Raw genomic sequence first — 17,140 nt, forward strand, 5'->3', positions numbered from 1 at the left:
CCAGTGTGCCCGCTACACCTCCAGGCGCACGCCGTAGGTGGTCAGCCAGACGTTCAGATCCAGCGCCAGCTCCAGGCCGTACCTGCTCATCGTGGTCGTCACCTTCTCGGCCGGCGCGAAGGCGGCCTCGCGGACGGCGTCGGCGTCGAGCAGCTGCAGCACCGGGGCGTCCTTGTCGGCGGCCAGCTCGCGCAGCGCGTCCCGGAGCGCCTGCTCGTAGCCCACGTCCTGGGTCACCGGGTACGGGGCCTTGACCCGGCGCACGATGGGCTCGGGCAGCAGGTCGGCCCCGGCCGCCCGCAGCAGGCTCTTCTCCCTGCCGTCGAACGTCTTCATCGACCAGGGTGTGTTGAACACGTAGTCGACCAGCCGGTGGTCGCAGAACGGCACGCGCACCTCCAGCCCGACGGCCATGCTCATCCGGTCCTTGCGGTCGAGCAGGAAGGGCAGGAAGCGGGTGAGGTGCAGGTAGCAGATCTCGCGCATGCGCCGCTCGCGGGCGTCCTGCCCGGCCACGTGGGGCACCTCGGCCAGCGCCGTACGGTAGCCGTCGGCGGTGTAGGCGTCCAGGTCGAGCTGCCGGATCAACGACTTGTCGAGCATGTCGGTCGGCTGCTGCTCGCGCATCACCATCGCCAGCCACGGGAAGGTGTCGGCCTCGACCGTCTGCGGCAGGTGGAACCAGGCGTACCCGCCGAAGATCTCGTCGGCGGACTCGCCGGACAGCGCCACGGTCGAATGCTCGCGGATGGCGCGGAACAGCATGTAGAGGGAGGAGTTCATGTCGCCCAGGAAGCTCGGCGCGTCCCAGGCCCGGACGACCGAGGCCCGCAGCCCGGGGTCGGCCAGCTCCGCCGGCCCGAGGACGATGTCGGTGTGCTCGGAGCCGACGTGCTCGGCCAGCATCCGCACGAACGGCCGGTCGGGGTCGCCGCGGTACTCGTCGGCCCGGAAGTGCTCGGCGTACCCGGCGTAGTCCACGGCGAAGGAGCGGATCGGGCCGTGCGTCCTGGCCAGCGCGGTGACGACGCTGGAGTCGAGGCCGCCGGAGAGCAGCGTGCAGAGCGGCACGTCGGAGATCAGCTGCCGGCCGACGATGTCGTCGAGCAGCTCGCGCACCGTGCGTACGGTCGTGTCGAGGTCGTCGGTGTGCTCGCGCCCCTCCAGCGACCAGTAGCGGCGCAGCCGCGCGCCCTGCCGGCCCACGCGCAGCAGGTGGCCGGGCGGCAGCTCGCACAGGCCCTTGTAGACCGACCGCTGCCGGACGGTGGCCATGCTGAGGAGCTGGCGCAGGCCGTCGAGGTCGACCACGGGCGGGGCCAGCGGGTTGGCCAGGATCGCCTTGGGCTCGGAGCCGAACAGCACGCCGTTGGGCAGGGGGTAGTAGAACAGGGGCTTGATGCCCATGCGGTCGCGGATCAGCACGAGCTCCTGCGCGCGCTCGTCCCAGACGGCGAAGGCGTACATGCCGTTGATCCGGTCGGCGACGCCCTCTCCCCATTCCAGGTAGCCGCGCAGCACGACCTCGGTGTCGCTTCTGGTGCGGAAGCGGTGGCCCTTGGCGGCCAGCTCCTCGCGCAGCTCGCGGAAGTTGTAGACCTCGCCGCTGTAGGTGATGACGGCCAGGCCCTCGGCCTCGATCGGCATGTGGCCGCCCTCGACGTCGATGACGGCGAGCCTGCGGTTGCCGAGCGCGGCGTGCGGTTCGAGGTGCAGGCCCTGGTCGTCGGGGCCCCGGCAGCTCATGGTCGCGGTCATGGCGAGGGCGGTGGCCCGTTCGCTGGTCAGGTCGCGGTCGAAGTCCACCCATCCGGCGATGCCGCACATGCGAGGGTCCTCTCAGACGCAGTCCTGGTGGTGCTCCCCGGCGTCGTCTGACAACGTGCCTGACGCTCTCGCAACATAACCGCGCGGAGCTGATCGGTCCATACCCGATCAAATGCCCCTGAAAGCGGTCTGGGCCCGCACCCCGGAGAGGGTGCGGGCCCAGACGCGGGCTGCGTGAGGTCAGGCGGGAACGATGTTCTCGGCCTGCGGGCCCTTCTGGCCCTGCACGACGTCGAAGGCCACCTTCTGGCCCTCGGTCAGCTCACGGTAGCCACCGTTGGAGACGATGTTGGAGTAGTGGGCGAAGACGTCGGCGCCGCCGCCGTCCTGCGCGATGAAGCCGAAGCCCTTTTCCGAGTTGAACCACTTCACGGTACCGGTAGCCATAACGATCTCCTTCAGATGACGTGCAGAGACGGGATCCGCACCGTGCGGATCCCCGTGTCGCCGCGATGAGCCCATCCCGGAGATGACCGGAAAACAAAAACGCACCTGAAAGTCCAGCTAGGTCAGGTGCGCACAAAGTCTTTTATGGGTACCACAACTGCAACGGGATTAAAGCTAGCACACGATCTGCTCCGGAGGCAAACGCGGGGCGGTTCACCGCGGGTCGCGGCGCAGCGGATGGCCGGGCGGCACCTCCACCAGGACGATGCGATGGCCGTCGGGGTCGGCGATCCACATCTCGACCAGGCCCCACGGCTCCAGCCGCGGCTCGCGCAGCACCGTGACGCCCGCCTGCCGCAGGCGCTCCTCCTCGCGCCCGACGTCGCGCACCTGCAACCAGATCGACAGCGTGCCGCCGGTCGCGGGGCCGTCGGAACGCCCGGCGACCTCAAGGAAACCCTGGCCGAGGAAGAACACCACGCCGGGATCGTCGTCGGGGCCGAACTCGCGGTAGACCGCCAGGCCGAGGGTGTCGGCGTAAAAGCGGCGGGTCCGGGCGGGGTCGGTCGGCCGCAGGAGCACGCGGCTGCTCAGCACGTCCACGAGGTCATCGTAGGCCGCGGCGGGCGCTGCGGCCCGGATCCGGCGGGCACACGTCGTGGCCCCGGAACCCGTCATGGGGTTCCGGGGCCACGCATCCTGACGTGTCTGGCGGGACTCGGCTCACGCGGGCCCGTCAGGCGTTCGGGGGCTGGTCGCCGAGCCGGCGCTGGAGGTCGGCGATCTGCCGTTCCAGGTCCGCGACCTGCCCGGACCTGGGGTCCGCGGGCGGGCTGAACTGGCCGTAGCGGACGGACCTGGTCTGGTCGCCGCCGGGCTGCTCGTAGGAGGGCTGCTCGTAGGAGGGCTGCTGGTGAGGGGGCTGGTGGAAGTGGGCGTCCGGGGCCGAGCCGTACGGGCTCGCGGCGTGGCCGTTCGCGCCGTACCCGCCGGGGCCGTAGCCGTCGCCGCCGTGGCCGTACGGGCTCTGGGCCTGGTGCACCGGCGGCGAGAGCTGGGCCTGGGCCGCGGGCAGCTGCTGCCACGGGGGCGGCGGCACCGCGCCGTACCCGGGCTGGGGCGAGACGATGGCCGGCTGGGGCCGCCGGCGTCCGCGCAGGACCTTGACCACGACCGCGACCAGCACCAGGAGCAGCAGCACGCCGCCGGCGATCAGTACCCACATGAGGATCGGCTTGGGCGTCTCGTCCTTGCCCGCGGAGATCGCCTGCTGGGAGTCGCTGATGTACTTGGCCACGTACGGGTGGTTCGGGAACAGCGCCTGGACCTCGCGGAACTTCGGCAGCGCGTCGGAGTAGTAGTGCCGGAAGAAGTCGTTGAGCGCCTCGTTGTACCGGGTCGTCGTGACGGCCTGGGCGGGCTTGACGTTCTTCTCGCCGAGCTTCTCCTTGATGATGCCGACCGGCAGGACGAAGCTCTCGCTCTCCGACGCCTCGCCGCCCTCGCTCACCGTGCCCGCGATCAGCATGCCGACGACCTTGCCGTCCTTGCTGAACACCGGCCCGCCGGAGTTGCCGTGGTAGGACGGCGCCTGCGTCTGGATGTACGGCACGCCGGTCTGCGTGGTGCGCTTGGCGTTGTACGGGCCCTCGGTCAGGGCCGGCTCCAGCTTCGACTCCAGGCTGAAGAACGGCGTGTTGGTGACCAGGCCGGGGAAGCCGCTGATGTAGAGCGTGTCACCGGTGCGCACGTCGGCGTCGTCGCCGAGCGGCACGGTCGGCAGGTTCTGCTGGCCGTTCACCTTGAGCAGCGCGAAGTCCTTGCCCGGGTAGCTCTCGCCGACCGACACCAGCTCGGCCGGGACCGCCTTGGCCGTCTTGTCCACCCCGCCGCCGGGCAGGCTCTGCATGACCGACAGGCTCTGCTTGAGGTTGCTGAGCTGCATGTGGGTCGAGTTGAACGTGACGTAGATCTGCTGGGCGAGCTTGAGGATCTCCTCGTCGTTCTTGAGGTCGCCCAGGCCGCTGATGATCTCCTTGGCGTCCTGCTTGTTGAACTTGGCCAGCGCCTGCTGGGCGAAGAGCTGGCTGAGCTCGGTCTCGCCGACCTGGACGCAGTGCGCGCCGGTGACCATGTAGCCGTCGGGGGTGACCCACCAGCCGGTGCACATGCCGCCGACCTCGGCCTCGACCGTACGCATCGGCGTGGTCGAGGACACGTAGGTGTCCACGTTGGCGGCGATCTGCTGGAAGACCCACTTGCCGATGCTGCGCTCGTCCGAGGAGATCTTGCCGGACTGGACGGCGGCGACGGCCTCCTGGACGATCTGGTTGTAGGCCGCCTCGTTGATCGTGTTGGACGGGACGGACACCGTCGCCGTGTAGGTGAAGCTGGTCAGCTGCACCGCGGGCTGCGTACGCGCCGCCAGCCAGGTGCCTACCGGGATGTCGGGCCGCTCGTCGGGGGCGCCGTCGGCGGCCGCCGGCAGCGCGGGCAGCATGACCGCCGCGACGACCGCCGCACCCGCGGCGACCCTCATCAGCCTTTTCCTGAAATATCCGCTCACAGGCGGAAATGATGAGTTAGCCCTCTTGTTCCTGGCTTGGAGCCGACTGGGAGCCCCCTTCAAGCCCTGCCGGGTCCGGTGCCGGAGGGGGCCGGCGCGTCAGGGCGTCTGTGGGCCGGTGATCACGGTGAGGTCGGCCTCGAAGTCGCGGTCGAGGGGGAAGACCGGCCGGGCCAGGCGCTCGTACGGCAGGCGCTGCAGGTCCTGGTCGACCCCGCCCGGCGTGAGCGCGAGCAGCCAGTCGCCGGCCGCGTCGAACAACTCGGGCTCCAGATAGCCGATCTTGACCGTCACCAGGTCGACGTCGTCCACCTGGACGCCCAGCCGGGCGTAGGAGGCCAGCTCGCGGTACTGCATGCGCCGGGAGGTGACGAACACGCTCAGACCGCCCACCCGCACGCTGACGCACAACCCGCCGTCGGGGTCGTCGGCGACCGCCTCCAGCACGCCCTCGATCGGCAGCGGCCCCGGCTCGCGGGCGTCGATCCGGCCGCCGACGCGCAGGCTGACCGGCGAGCCCGGCGCGAGGCCGGCGACCTGGGCCACGGCCTCGGGATCGACCAGCGAGGCGTAAACCGCGCGGACCGAGCCGCCGGCGATCTCGGGACGGGCCAGCATGCGTTCGAGGGCGAAGGTGACGTCGTCGGCGCCGCCCGCGCCGGGGTTGTCGCCCGAGTCGCTGATGAAGAACGGGCGCCGGGCCGGGTCCTTGACCGCGGTCAGCGCCTGGTCGAGGCAGTCGTCCATGGAACCGGTGGGCGCGACGAAGGTGAAGGCGTCGCGCGCCGCCCAGAACTGCTCGCCCAGCTCGCGGGCGGCCGCGGCGGTGGCGTCGGCGTCGGTGCCGGTGGCGACCACCGCGCCGCGGCAGCGGGGCTCGTCGGCCCAGGCGAAGCCGATCCAGATGGCCGCGTCGATGACGCCGTCCCTGGCCTCGATCTCGGGGACGCGGGCGTAGAGGCCCTTGGCCGGCTCGACGCGCGTGCTGGTCATCTCGCCGGGCAGCAGGATCGGCACGTGCACGAGCGCCTTGTGCGGACGCTGCCCGCGGCGCAGGGCCGCCACCAGGTTGCGCGCGGCGCGCTCGCGGGTCTCCCAGACGTCGACGTGCGGGGCGGTGCGGTAGCAGGTGAGCAGGTCGCAGCCGGCGAAGAACCGGTGGGAGACGTTGCCGTGCAGGTCCATGGCCGCCGAGACGAACGGCTGACCGCCGGTCACCGAGCGGACCACCGTGATCAGGTCGCCCTCGGCGTCCTCCAGCCCGACCACGCTCATCGCGCCGTGGATGTCGAGCAGGACGCCGTCCACCGGGCCCGCGGAGGCCAGCCCGGCGGCGATCTCGGCGGCCCAGGCGTCGTAGGTCTCCCTGGCCACGGCCCCGCCGGGCAGGGCGCGGGCGTGCACGAGCGGGATCCACTCGACGTCGGCCGCCCACGGCTCGGCGAGCCAGCCGTACCGAGCCAGCAGGGCGTCACCGCGGGTGACCTCGAAGTCGGCGGCGGTGCTCAGGTGCGGGGAGAAGGTGCTGGACTCGATGTGCACGCCGCCGACGGCGACGCGGAGGGGACGGGACACGGGCGGGGGACTCCTTGCCTAGGAGGGACGGACGTCGGCCGAGGCGCGCACGAGGTGCCCGAGGCCGATCAGGGCGGCGTCCGGGCCGGCGGCGCTGGCCTCGATGGACAGTGACTGGGTCATGGACGGCAGGCAGCGCTTGTAGAGCATGCTCCGGGCGGCGGCCACGTAGACGTCGAGGCTGGACAGCGCGCCGCCGATGACGACGGCGTCGGGGTTGAGGAAGTTGACCAGGCCGGACAGGGCGACCCCGAGCAGCTCGCCGGCGTGGCGCACCAGGGTCACGACGGACGGCTCGGCGTCGACGGTGGCGGCGACGACGTCGCGCGGCGTGCTGACCCGCAGGCCGCGGTCCTTGAGCTGGCGGACCAGGGCGGCGCCGCTGGCCACCGTCTCCAGGCAGCCGCGGCTGCCGCAGGAGCACTCGCGCTCGCCGCTGTCGGCCACCCGCACGTGGGTGACGTCGCCGCTGAGGCCGCGGCCGCCGCGGTAGATCTGGCCGCCGCTGACCAGGCAGCCGCCGATGCCGGTGCCGGCCTTGACGTAGATCATGTCGCCGGGGTCGCGGCCCCGGCTGACGTACTCGCCGATGGCGGCGGCCTTGGCGTCGTTGTCGACGACCGCGGGCACGCCGAAGCGCTCCCTCAGGTGGGTCTGGGCGTCGAAGCCGCTCCAGCCGGGCATCCGGGCCGGGCCGATCAGCCGGCCGTGCGGGTACTCGACCGGGCCGGGCAGCGCGACGCCGATGCCGAGCAGCGTCTGGCCGGGGGCCTTGGCGGTGCTGAGCTGCTCGTACGCCCGCCAGATGGCGTCGAAGACCTGGCCGGGCCCTTCCGCTATGTCGGTGGCGATCTCCCGTACGGCCAGCAGCCGGCCGTCGGGCGCGCACAGCCCCACGCGCGCGTGCTGGGCGCCCAGCTCGGACACCGCGAAGGCGCCCGGGACGTCGCGCAGCCGCAGGATCCGCGGCCGGCGCCCGCCGGTGGAGCGGCCGACGCCCTCCTCCAGGATGGCGCCCTCCTCCAGCAGCCGCCGGACCACGCTGGAGACCGTGGACGGAGCCACCTGGAGGGTCTCCACCAGATCGGCGCGCGACGTCGCCGCACCGCTGGCCAAGAGGCTGAGCGCCTGCTCACGCAGGTTGGCGGGACTCGATGGCTCCGGCATGCCGCTCCTCTTTCAGGCCGGTTCCCCGGCAGGCCCGTCGTCGCAACAGAGCCCCATCATGAGGCACCGGCGACTTCGACTCTAAACCGAAAGAAGTCTGCGAACAAAGCGAATTAGTTCCGTTGACTTCATGCGGGACCATCTATACATTCTCCGCATCGAACGCACCAGGCCCCCCGGTAAGCGCAGGGCGCCGTGCGACGTCAACCGAGGAGATCCCATGGGGAGCAGATTCCACCGGCGCGGGCTCCGCGGCACCGGCGCCCTGGCGGGCGTGCTGGCCCTCGGGCTGGCGCTGACCGCGTGCAGCGGGTCCGCCGGCGGCGCGCAGAAGGGCGCCCAGAGCGGGGGCCAGAGCAAGGACGGCGTGACCGTCGCCCTCAGGACCCCGAACTGGATCCTGCCGATCTCGGCACCCGGCTTCACCCAGGGCGAGAACGTCATCTTCGGCTCCGCCCAGTACCGTCACCTGTACGAGTACCTGCTGGACGGCTCGGCGAAGTACAACATCGACCCCGGGCGCTCGATGGCCGAACCGCCCGAGGTGAGCGACGGCGGCAAGACGCTGACGATCACGCTGAAGGACAACACGTGGTCCGACGGCAAGCCCGTCACCACCCGTGACATCCAGTTCTGGTGGAATCTCGTCACCGCGAACAAGGACAAGTGGGCGTCCTACCGGGAGGGCGGCTTCCCGGACAACATCGCCGAGTTCAAGGTGAAGGACGACAAGACCTTCTCCCTGACGACCACGAAGACGTACAACACCGGGTGGTTCGTCGGCAACCAGCTCAACCGCATCGTGCCGCTGCCCCAGCACGTCTGGGACAAGGACTCGGCCACCGGCAAGGTGAGCGACCTCGACACCACCCCCGAGGGCGCCAAGAAGGTCTTCGACTTCCTCACCGCCGCGTCGAAGGACCCCAAGACGTACGCGACCAACGAGCTGTGGCAGGTCAACAGCGGCCCGTGGAAGCTGGAGAAGTACGTGCCGAACGGCGAGGTCGTCCTCACCGCCCGCGCGAACTACTCCGGCAGCGACAAGCCGAAGCTCAAGTCGGTCACGCTGCGCCCCTTCACCAGCGACGACGCCGAGTTCAACGTGCTGCGCGCCGGCCAGATCGACTACGGCTACGTGCCGCCGGCCAACCTGTCGCAGCAGAAGTACCTGGAGTCGAAGGGCTACCAGATCGCCCCCTGGTACGGCTGGTCCATCACCTACCTTCAGCTCAACTTCAACAACCCCGACTCGGGCCCCCTGTTCAAGCAGCTCTACCTGCGCCAGGCCCTGCAGTCGCTCATCGACCAGCCGACCATCAGCAAGGCCATCTGGTCCGGCATGGCGGCCCCGACCTGTGGGCCCGTCCCGGCCAAGCCCGGCACGAACGGCTCCAGCGAAGGCTGCGCCTACCCCTTCGACCCGGCCAAGGCCAAGCAGCTCCTGGAGAGCCACGGCTGGCAGGTGACCCCCGACGGGCAGACGACCTGCCAGAAGCCGGGTAGCGGCGCCGACCAGTGCGGCGAGGGCGTCAAGTCCGGCGCGAAGCTGGCCTTCACCGTCACCAGCCAGACCGGCTTCGCCGCGACGACCAAGATGTTCGCCGAGATCAAGTCGCAGATGTCCAAGCTGGGCATCCAGCTCACCATCAAGGAAGTGCCGGACTCGGTCGCGGTCACCCCGGCGTGCAAGCCGTCGGACTCCAACTGCTCGTGGGACATGTCGTTCTTCGGCTCGCAGGGCAGCTGGTACTACCCGGCCTTCCCCAGCGGCGAGCGGCTGTTCGCCACCGACGCCCCGGTCAACCTGGGCAGCTACAGCGACCCCGAGGCCGACAAGCTCATCGAGGCCACCCAGTTCGCCGACGACGAGGCGACGCTCAAGGCGTACAACGACCGGCTGGCCCAGGACCTGCCGGTGTTGTGGATGCCGAACCCCGTCTACCAGATCTCGGCGTACCGCTCCGGGCTCCAGGGCGTCACGCAGGACCCGATGAACAACATGTTCTTCCAGGACTGGTCCTGGAAGAGCTGAGACCGTCCCCGACTCCGGCGGCCCGTGCGGGGGTCGCCGGGGTCCCTGGAACAAGGAGGGGCCCCGCGTGGCCCGGTATCTGATCACCCGCTTGGGCCAGGCCCTGATCATCGTCGTGCTGGTCACGATGATCACGTTCGTCATCCTGCATCTCCTGCCGGGCGGCGCGGCGCGGGCCACCCTGGGCAAGGACGCGACGCTGGCCCAGCTGGCGGCGTTCGACCACGAAATGGGCTACGACCGCCCCTGGATCCAGCAGTACGTCATGTTCATCGGCCGCCTCCTGCGCGGCGACCTCGGCTACTCCTTCCAGCTCAACCAGTCGGTGGCCGAGGCCATCGGCCAGCGGCTGCCCAAGACCATGGTGTTGTCGTTGTTCTCGACGATGCTGGCCGTCGTCGTCGCCATCCCGCTCGGCGTCGTCCAGGCGATGCGGCGCAACCGGTGGCCCGACTACACGATCACCACCCTGTCGCTGCTGGCCTACGCCACGCCGATCTTCTTCATGGGTCTCATGATGATCATTCTCTTCTCGCAGGTCTGGCCGATCCTGCCGCCGGAGGCCTCGCAGGGGTTCACCCTCGGTGAGGTGCTGGCCGATCCGGCCGGGCTCGTCCTGCCCACCGTCACGCTCGCCATCGTGACCGTCGCCGTCTACTCGCGGTACGTGCGCTCCTCGATGGTCGACAACCTCAACGAGAACTACGTGCGCACCGCCCGCAGCAAGGGCCTGTCGGAGGCGCGCGTCGTCGCCCGGCACACGCTGCGCAACGGCCTGTTCCCGGTCATCACCCTGCTCGGGATGTACCTGCCCGCGCTGTTCAGCGGCGCCCTGGTCGTCGAGGCCCTGTTCAACTACCCCGGCATGGGCCAGCTGTTCTGGCAGGCGGCGCTGAAGCGGGACTTCCCGATCCTGTTCGGCGTCACGCTGATCATCGCGATCGCGACCGTGCTCGGCGCCCTGCTCGCCGACCTGCTGTACGCCGCCGTCGATCCGCGCGTCCGGCTCAGGACGGCGGCCCGCTCATGACCGCGTCCGCCGAGGCGACCGGCACGCCCGTCCCCGCCGAAGAGGCGCCCGTACGCGGCCAGTGGCGTCAGGCGCTGACCGTCTTCGCCGAGAACCGCCTCGCCCTGCTGGGGCTGATCATCTTCATCGTGCTGGGCGGCCTGTGCTTCCTCGGCCCGCTGTTCTACCGGACCGACCAGGTGCACACCGACCTCGCCTCGGTCTACCTGGCCCCCGGCACCCCGGGCCACCCGCTGGGCACCGACGGCGTCGGCTACGACCAGCTCGGCCGCCTGCTGCTCGGCGGGCAGACGTCCATCGTCGTCGGGCTGGCCGCCGGCGTGCTGGCCACGGTCGTGGGCACGATCTGGGGCGCCATCGCCGGCTTCACCAGCGGCTGGGTGGACGCGGCCATGATGCGGGTGGTCGACGCGATGATGTCGATCCCCTCGCTGTTCCTGTTCATGCTGATGGCGACCATCGTCACGCCGACCGTGCCGATGCTCATCCTCATCATCGGCGCCTTCGCCTGGCTGGGTCCGGCCCGCCTGGTCCGCGGCGAGGCGCTGACCCTGCGCTCGCGCGAGTACGTCCAGGCCATGCGGTCGATGGGCGGCACCGGCGGCCGGGCCGTACGGCGGCACATCATCCCCAACGCCATCGGCACCGTGATCGTCAACGCCACCTTCCAGGTCGCCGACGCCATCCTGTACGTCGCCTACCTGTCCTTCCTCGGCCTCGGCGTGCCGCCACCCGCGGCGAACTGGGGCGGGATGCTCTCCGACGGCCTCGCCAACACCTACAGCGGCTACTGGTGGCTGCTGTACCCGCCCGGGATCGCCATCATCCTCATCGTCCTCGCCTTCAACTTCATCGGCGACGGGCTGAGGGACGTCTTCGAGGTCCGCCTCCGGCGGCGCTAGGAGGAACGGAACATGAGCCCTTTGCTGCGCCTGCGCGACGTCAGCACCGACATCCCGCTGCGTCAGGGCGTCGTGCACGCCCTCGACCACGTCAACCTGGAGGTGCGGCAGGGCGAGACGCTCGGCATCGTCGGCGAGTCGGGCAGCGGCAAGACCATGACCGCCCTGTCGATCATGGGCCTGCTGCCGTCCGGCGGCCGCGTCGTCGGCGGCGAGATCCTGTTCGAGGGCCGCGACCTGCTGTCCCTGCCGCCCGCCGAGATGCGCAGGATCCGCGGCGTCGAGATGGGCATGGTGTTCCAGGACCCGCTCACCTCGCTCAACCCCACCATGCGCATCGGCGCCCAGGTCGCCGAGCCGCTCCGGGTCCACCAGGGCGTCGGCAAGGCCGAGGCGCGCGAGCGGGCCGTGGAGATCCTGCGCCGGGTCGGCATGCCGCGTCCAGACAAGATCGCCGACGCCTACCCCCACCAGCTCTCCGGCGGCATGCGCCAGCGCGTGGTCATCGCCATGGCCCTGGTCTGCTCGCCCCGGCTGCTCATCGCCGACGAGCCGACCACCGCCCTCGACGTCACCACCCAGCGCCAGATCCTGGAACTCATCGACGACCTGCGCGAGGAGTTCCAGATGGCGGTCATCCTGGTCACCCACGACCTGGGCGTGATCGCCAGCCGCGCCGACCGGGTCGCCGTCATGTACGCCGGCCGCGTGGTGGAGGCCGCGACCACCGCCGAGCTGTTCCGGCAGCCGCGCCACCGCTACACCGAGGCCCTCATGGAGTCGCTGCCCGGCGCGGCCGAGCACGACGACGGCGCGCTCTACAGCATCCCCGGCCTGCCGCCGGACCTGTCCCGGCCGATGACCGGCTGCCGGTTCGCCCCCCGCTGCCGCTTCGCGACCGAGGAGTGCCGCACCACCGACGTGACCCTGTCCGGCGGCGAGCACCAGCACGCCTGCCTGCACCCGGTGCTCCAGCCGCGGGCGCGCGCCGAGGCCGCCGGGCCGCGGCCCGACCGGGCCGGGCCGCAGGCCGGGGCCGCGCCGATCCTGTCCGTCCGCGACCTGGTCAAGAACTACGACGGCACGGGCTCGCTGGGCCGCAAGGCGCCGCAGGTCAGCGCCGTCGCGGGGGTCGGCTTCGACGTGCGCCCCGGCGAGACGTTCGGGCTCGTGGGCGAGTCGGGCTGCGGCAAGTCGACCGTGGGCCGGCTGATCGTCGGCCTGGAGGAGCCCACCTCCGGCCAGATCGTGGTGGACGGCGCCGACATCGCCACGCTCGACCGGCGCGCCCGCCGCGCCATGCACCGGCGGGTCCAGCTCATGTTCCAGGACAGCTACGCGGCGATGAACCCGCGCATGCGCATCGACTCCATCCTGGCCGAGCCCCTGGAGATCCAGCAGGCCGGCGACCGGGCCGGCCGCCGCTCCCGCATCGGCACCCTGCTGGACCAGGTGGGCCTGCCGCGACGGGTGCTCGACCGCTACCCGCACGAGTTCTCCGGCGGTCAGCTCCAGCGCATCGGGCTGGCCAGGTCGCTGGCCCTGGAGCCGCGGCTGATCGTGTGCGACGAGCCGGTGAGCGCGCTCGACGTCTCCATCCAGGCCCAGGTGCTCAACCTCATGCGCGACCTGCAGCGCGAGCTGGGCCTGTCGTACGTGTTCATCAGCCACGACCTGTCCGTCGTGGACTACATGTCGGACCGGATCGGCGTCATGTACCTGGGCAAGCTCGTCGAGGTCGGGCCGGCCCGCGACGTCGTCAGGGCGGCCCGGCACCCGTACACGCAGGCGCTGATCGAGGCCGTGCCCTCGGCCGAGCCGGGCGTGGCGCCGCGCACGAGCGTCGCCATCAAGGGCGAGCTGCCCAGCGCGCAGAACCCGCCCTCGGGATGCCGGTTCAGGACGCGCTGCCCGCTCGCCCAGGAGATCTGCGAGACCGAGCCGCCGCTGGCGGGCGGCGAGCACCAGGTGGCCTGCCACTTCCCGCTGCGCACGGCGGAGTGAGGCCCACGCGCGCCGATCGGGGCCGTCAGCGGAGGGGATGGGCGCCCGGGTGCTCGTCCCACCACCGGCGGAAGAGGGGGTTGTCGTCGATGTGGTCCTCGAAGGCGGCGGCGAGCCCGCGGTAGATGGCCGCCGCCGCGTCCGCGCCGATCAGGTCCCTGCGCCAGGCCATGACCAGGTGCCCGACCTGCGGCTCGCCTGCCAGCGGCCGTACGGCGGTGCCCTCGGGCACCGGCCAGGTCGGGTCCACCAGGCGCACGCCCAGCCCGGCGGCGACCAGCGGGCGGCCGGCGCCGCTGGGGGCGTCGTAGCGCACGTCCGGCTCGAAGCCGGCGGCCCGGCAGGAGGCGCGCAGGGCGGCGAGCGAGCCGTCGTCGGCGCCGGGCGGGCTGATCCAGCGCTCGTTCCTGAGGTCGGACAGGTGCACCTCGGGCTGCTCGGCCAGCGGGTGCCCGGCGGCCATGGCCACGAAGATGGGATACCTGGGCACCAGCGTGCGGGTGACGACCGGCGGCGTGAGGGGGACGTCGAACCCCTCGATCATGCCCATGAGCGCGGCGTCGAGCTGGCCGTGGGTGAGCGCGTCGGCGAGCTGCACGCTGGACGGCTCGATGCGCAGGGAGATCGACCGGCCGGGTAACGCCTCGCCGACCCGGTCCACCACGCTGGCCACGCACGCCAGGTGGCTGCACCCGAGCCGCAGCCCGGTGACGGCCGGGTTCGCGTCGTGCAGGTCGCCGAAGAGCGAGTCGATCTCCGACAGGACGATCCGGGCGCGGGCGATGACCTGACGTCCGAGCTGGGTGGGTTCGACGCCGTTCCGGCTGCGGGTGAACAGCTCACCGCCCACCATCTCCTCGATCCTGCGGAGCTGGGTGGTGATCGCCGGTTGGGACAGCCCGAGGCGTGCGGCCGCTTTGGTCACGCTGCCGGCCTCGGCGATCGTACAGACCATTCGGAGATGCCGGAGATCCAGGTCCATAGCTCAGGATTATGTGACATGTGATGGCTCTTGGCGACGCCTTCGGAACGCCCATAGGCAACACTTATGCGGCGTCGTATGACCACGCCCTCCGGACGGACCGCACACTCGTACCCGACCTCGCATCCATGCGGATACCCCCCGGAGGTTCTTGTGCGCAAGGTCCTGCACGGCTGGCGGATGATCGTCCCCCTGGCCGCATTAGCCCTACTCACACCGTTCGCCGCGACACCGGCGAGCGCGGCGGCCGAACCGCCCCCGGCCGCCCGCCTCGCGGTCCCGGCCGACGACGCCCCGCACGTCGCCAAGTCCCGGCTCGACACCCGTGACCGGGCGCCCCAGCCCGCGGCCAAGGACGCCCTCCGCCGCGACTACGACGAACCCGCCACCCGGCCGGAGCACGCCAGACCGTCGGCGCGCAAGAGCGTCGCCGCGGCCGCCGCCTGCAACGTCTCCGACTTCACCAGCCGCACCGGCAGCGCCCTGGTCCAGCAGATCAAGGCCAGCGCCACCGACTGCGTCAACACCCTGTTCAACCTGACCGGCACGGACGCCTACAACGCCTTCCGCGAGGCGCAGATGACGACCGTCGCCTACGCCCTGCGCGACAACTCGGCGAACTACCCGGGCGACAACACCACCGGCACCGCCCAGCTCGTCCTCTACCTGCGGGCCGGCTACTACGTCCACTGGTACAACTCCGGCGACGTCGGCTCGTACGGCCAGGCACTCACCACCGCGATCCGGTCCGGCCTGGACGCCTTCTTCGGCAGCTCCCGGTCCTCGACCGTCAGCGACGCCAACGGCGAGGTGCTGGCCGAGGCCGTCACCCTGATCGACAGCGCCGAGCAGAACGACCGCTACCTGTACGTGGTCAAGCGCCTGCTCGACGGCTACAACAGCTCCTACGACGCGTCGTGGTGGATGCTCAACGCGGTCAACAACGTCTACACCGTGCTGTTCCGCGGCCACCAGGTGCCCGCGTTCGTCAGCGCCGTGCAGGCGGACCGCAGCGTCCTGGACTCCCTGAACGCCTTCGCCGCGAACCACCTCAGCATGCTCGGCACCGACCGCTCCTACCTCGTCTCCAACGCCGGGCGCGAGCTGGGCCGCTTCCTGCAGCACACGACGTTGCAGGCCGTCGTCCGGCCGCTGGCCAAGAACCTGCTCGGCCGCAGCGCCATGACCGGCGCCACCGCGCCGCTGTGGGTGGGCGTGGCCGAGATGACCGACTCCTACGACAAGGCCAACTGCTCCTACTACGGCACCTGCGACCTGGCCGCCCGCCTGACGGCCGCCGTGCTGCCGATCACTCACACGTGCAGCGCCAGCATCAGGATCCGGGCCCAGGAGGTCACCTCAAGCCAGCTCGCCGCCACCTGCGCCAGCCTGGCCAACCAGGACGCCTTCTTCCACAACCTGGTCAAGGACAACGGCCCGGTCGCGAGCGACAACAACACCACGCTGGAAGTGGTGGTCTTCGACTCCAGCACCGACTACCAGACCTACGCCGGCGCGATGTTCGGCATCGACACCAACAACGGCGGCATGTACCTGGAGGGCGACCCCGCCGCCGCGGGCAACCAGCCCAGGTTCATCGCCTACGAGGCCGAGTGGCTGCGCCCCGACTTCCAGATCTGGAACCTCAACCACGAGTACACCCACTACCTCGACGGCCGGTTCGACATGTACGGCGACTTCAACGCCGGGGTGAGCACGCCGACCATCTGGTGGATCGAGGGCTTCGCCGAGTACGTCTCCTACTCCTACCGCAAGGTCGTCTACGACGCGGCGATCACCGAGGCGGGCAAGCGCACGTACGCGCTGAGCACGCTGTGGAACACCACCTACGACCATGACACCACCCGCATCTACCGGTGGGGGTACCTGGCCGTCCGCTACATGTTCGAGAAGCACCCGGCCGACGTCGCGACGCTGCTCGGCTCGTACCGGACCGGCGCGTGGAGCACCGCCAGGTCGTTCCTGACCGGCACGCTCGGCAGCCGCTACGACTCCGACTGGTACACCTGGCTCGCCGCCTGCGCGGCCGGGGCGTGCTCCGGTGGCGGCACCGGCAACCAGGCGCCCACCGCGAACTTCACCTCCACGGCCAGCGGGCTGACGGCCGCCTTCACCGACACCTCCACCGACTCCGACGGCACCATCGCCGCCCGCCGCTGGGACTTCGGCGACGGCGCCACCTCCACCGCGGCCAACCCGTCGCACGCCTACGCGGCGCAGGGCACGTACACCGTCACGCTGACCGTCACCGACGACGGCGGCGCCACCGCGACGACGTCGAAGCAGGTCACGGTGACGACCGGCGGCGGCTCGACGCCGGAGTGCACCGCCTCCGACACCCGCAAGCTCGACAAGAACTGCAAGCGCAGCAACCTGTCGGCCACCCAGGGCAACTACGCCTACCTCTACATCTACCTGCCCGCCGGGACGGCCCGGCTGACCATCACCGCCTCCGGCGGCACCGGGAACGCCGACCTCTACTACAACGCCGCCACCTGGGCCACCACCTCGGCCTACACCCAGCGCTCCACCGCGTCGGGCAACGCCGAGACCCTGGTGATCAACAACCCGCCCGCCGGCTACAACTACATCAGCCTCCACGCCGCGCAGACCTTCTCGGGCGCGAGCGTCAAGACCGAGTACTAGA

12 protein-coding genes are annotated in these 17,140 nt (G+C 70.9%); 5 read left to right on the forward strand and 7 right to left on the reverse strand.

The window, feature by feature from the left end:
* Positions 1 to 12: 12 nt before the first annotated feature.
* The 6 genes from asnB to AB0C33_RS37285 form a co-directional block, all read right to left on the reverse strand.
* A complete protein-coding gene (gene asnB, locus AB0C33_RS37260; protein ID WP_358296398.1) occupies positions 13 to 1,827 on the reverse strand; it encodes an asparagine synthase (glutamine-hydrolyzing) in 1,815 nt (604 codons plus the stop codon).
* Positions 1,828 to 2,007: 180 nt separating this feature from the next.
* Positions 2,008 to 2,214 carry a cold-shock protein gene (locus tag AB0C33_RS37265; RefSeq protein WP_055509312.1) on the reverse strand — a complete coding sequence of 69 codons (207 nt, stop codon included), beginning with the start codon at positions 2,212 to 2,214 and terminating at the stop codon, positions 2,008 to 2,010.
* 213 nt (positions 2,215 to 2,427) lie between these two features.
* On the reverse strand, positions 2,428 to 2,817 hold the full coding sequence (locus tag AB0C33_RS37270) for a VOC family protein (protein WP_352320544.1): 390 nt from the start codon (positions 2,815 to 2,817) through the stop codon (positions 2,428 to 2,430).
* A 133-nt stretch (positions 2,818 to 2,950) separates the two neighbouring features.
* Positions 2,951 to 4,753 carry a serine protease gene (locus AB0C33_RS37275; RefSeq protein ID WP_358296401.1) on the reverse strand — a complete coding sequence of 601 codons (1,803 nt, stop codon included), beginning with the start codon at positions 4,751 to 4,753 and terminating at the stop codon, positions 2,951 to 2,953.
* Between the two features lie 126 nt (positions 4,754 to 4,879).
* Complete coding sequence (locus tag AB0C33_RS37280; protein WP_358296404.1) at positions 4,880 to 6,355, reverse strand: M81 family metallopeptidase; 1,476 nt, start codon at positions 6,353 to 6,355, stop codon at positions 4,880 to 4,882.
* 18 nt (positions 6,356 to 6,373) lie between these two features.
* The gene (locus AB0C33_RS37285; protein ID WP_358296407.1) at positions 6,374 to 7,522 is read right to left on the reverse strand and encodes an ROK family transcriptional regulator; all 1,149 of its coding nucleotides are present in this window, start codon (positions 7,520 to 7,522) and stop codon (positions 6,374 to 6,376) included.
* Positions 7,523 to 7,742: 220 nt separating this feature from the next.
* On the opposite strand from AB0C33_RS37285, the gene AB0C33_RS37290 reads away from it, so the two are divergent.
* The 4 genes from AB0C33_RS37290 (at position 7,743) to AB0C33_RS37305 (ending at position 13,490) form a co-directional block, all read left to right on the forward strand.
* Positions 7,743 to 9,554: a peptide ABC transporter substrate-binding protein gene (locus AB0C33_RS37290; protein ID WP_358296410.1), complete on the forward strand. Its 1,812-nt coding sequence runs from the start codon at positions 7,743 to 7,745 to the stop codon at positions 9,552 to 9,554.
* Between the two features lie 67 nt (positions 9,555 to 9,621).
* A complete protein-coding gene (locus AB0C33_RS37295; RefSeq protein ID WP_357983673.1) occupies positions 9,622 to 10,584 on the forward strand; it encodes an ABC transporter permease in 963 nt (320 codons plus the stop codon).
* A complete protein-coding gene (locus AB0C33_RS37300) occupies positions 10,581 to 11,486 on the forward strand; it encodes an ABC transporter permease (protein ID WP_358296413.1) in 906 nt (301 codons plus the stop codon). The genes AB0C33_RS37295 and AB0C33_RS37300 overlap by 4 nt, the downstream gene beginning before the upstream one ends.
* Before the next feature lie 12 nt (positions 11,487 to 11,498).
* Positions 11,499 to 13,490: an ABC transporter ATP-binding protein gene (locus AB0C33_RS37305; protein WP_358296416.1), complete on the forward strand. Its 1,992-nt coding sequence runs from the start codon at positions 11,499 to 11,501 to the stop codon at positions 13,488 to 13,490.
* Between the two features lie 25 nt (positions 13,491 to 13,515).
* Here the strand turns inward: AB0C33_RS37305 and AB0C33_RS37310 are convergent, their stop codons facing one another.
* Positions 13,516 to 14,472, reverse strand: a complete 957-nt coding sequence (locus AB0C33_RS37310) for a LysR family transcriptional regulator (protein WP_358296418.1) — start codon at positions 14,470 to 14,472, stop codon at positions 13,516 to 13,518.
* Positions 14,473 to 14,625: 153 nt separating this feature from the next.
* Between AB0C33_RS37310 and AB0C33_RS37315 the strand changes: the two genes are divergently transcribed.
* Positions 14,626 to 17,139, forward strand: a complete 2,514-nt coding sequence (locus AB0C33_RS37315) for a collagenase (protein ID WP_358296422.1) — start codon at positions 14,626 to 14,628, stop codon at positions 17,137 to 17,139.
* Position 17,140: the final 1 nt, after the last annotated feature.

It is taken from the genome of Nonomuraea sp. NPDC048881, from assembly GCF_040649795.1.
Classification (GTDB): domain Bacteria; phylum Actinomycetota; class Actinomycetes; order Streptosporangiales; family Streptosporangiaceae; genus Nonomuraea.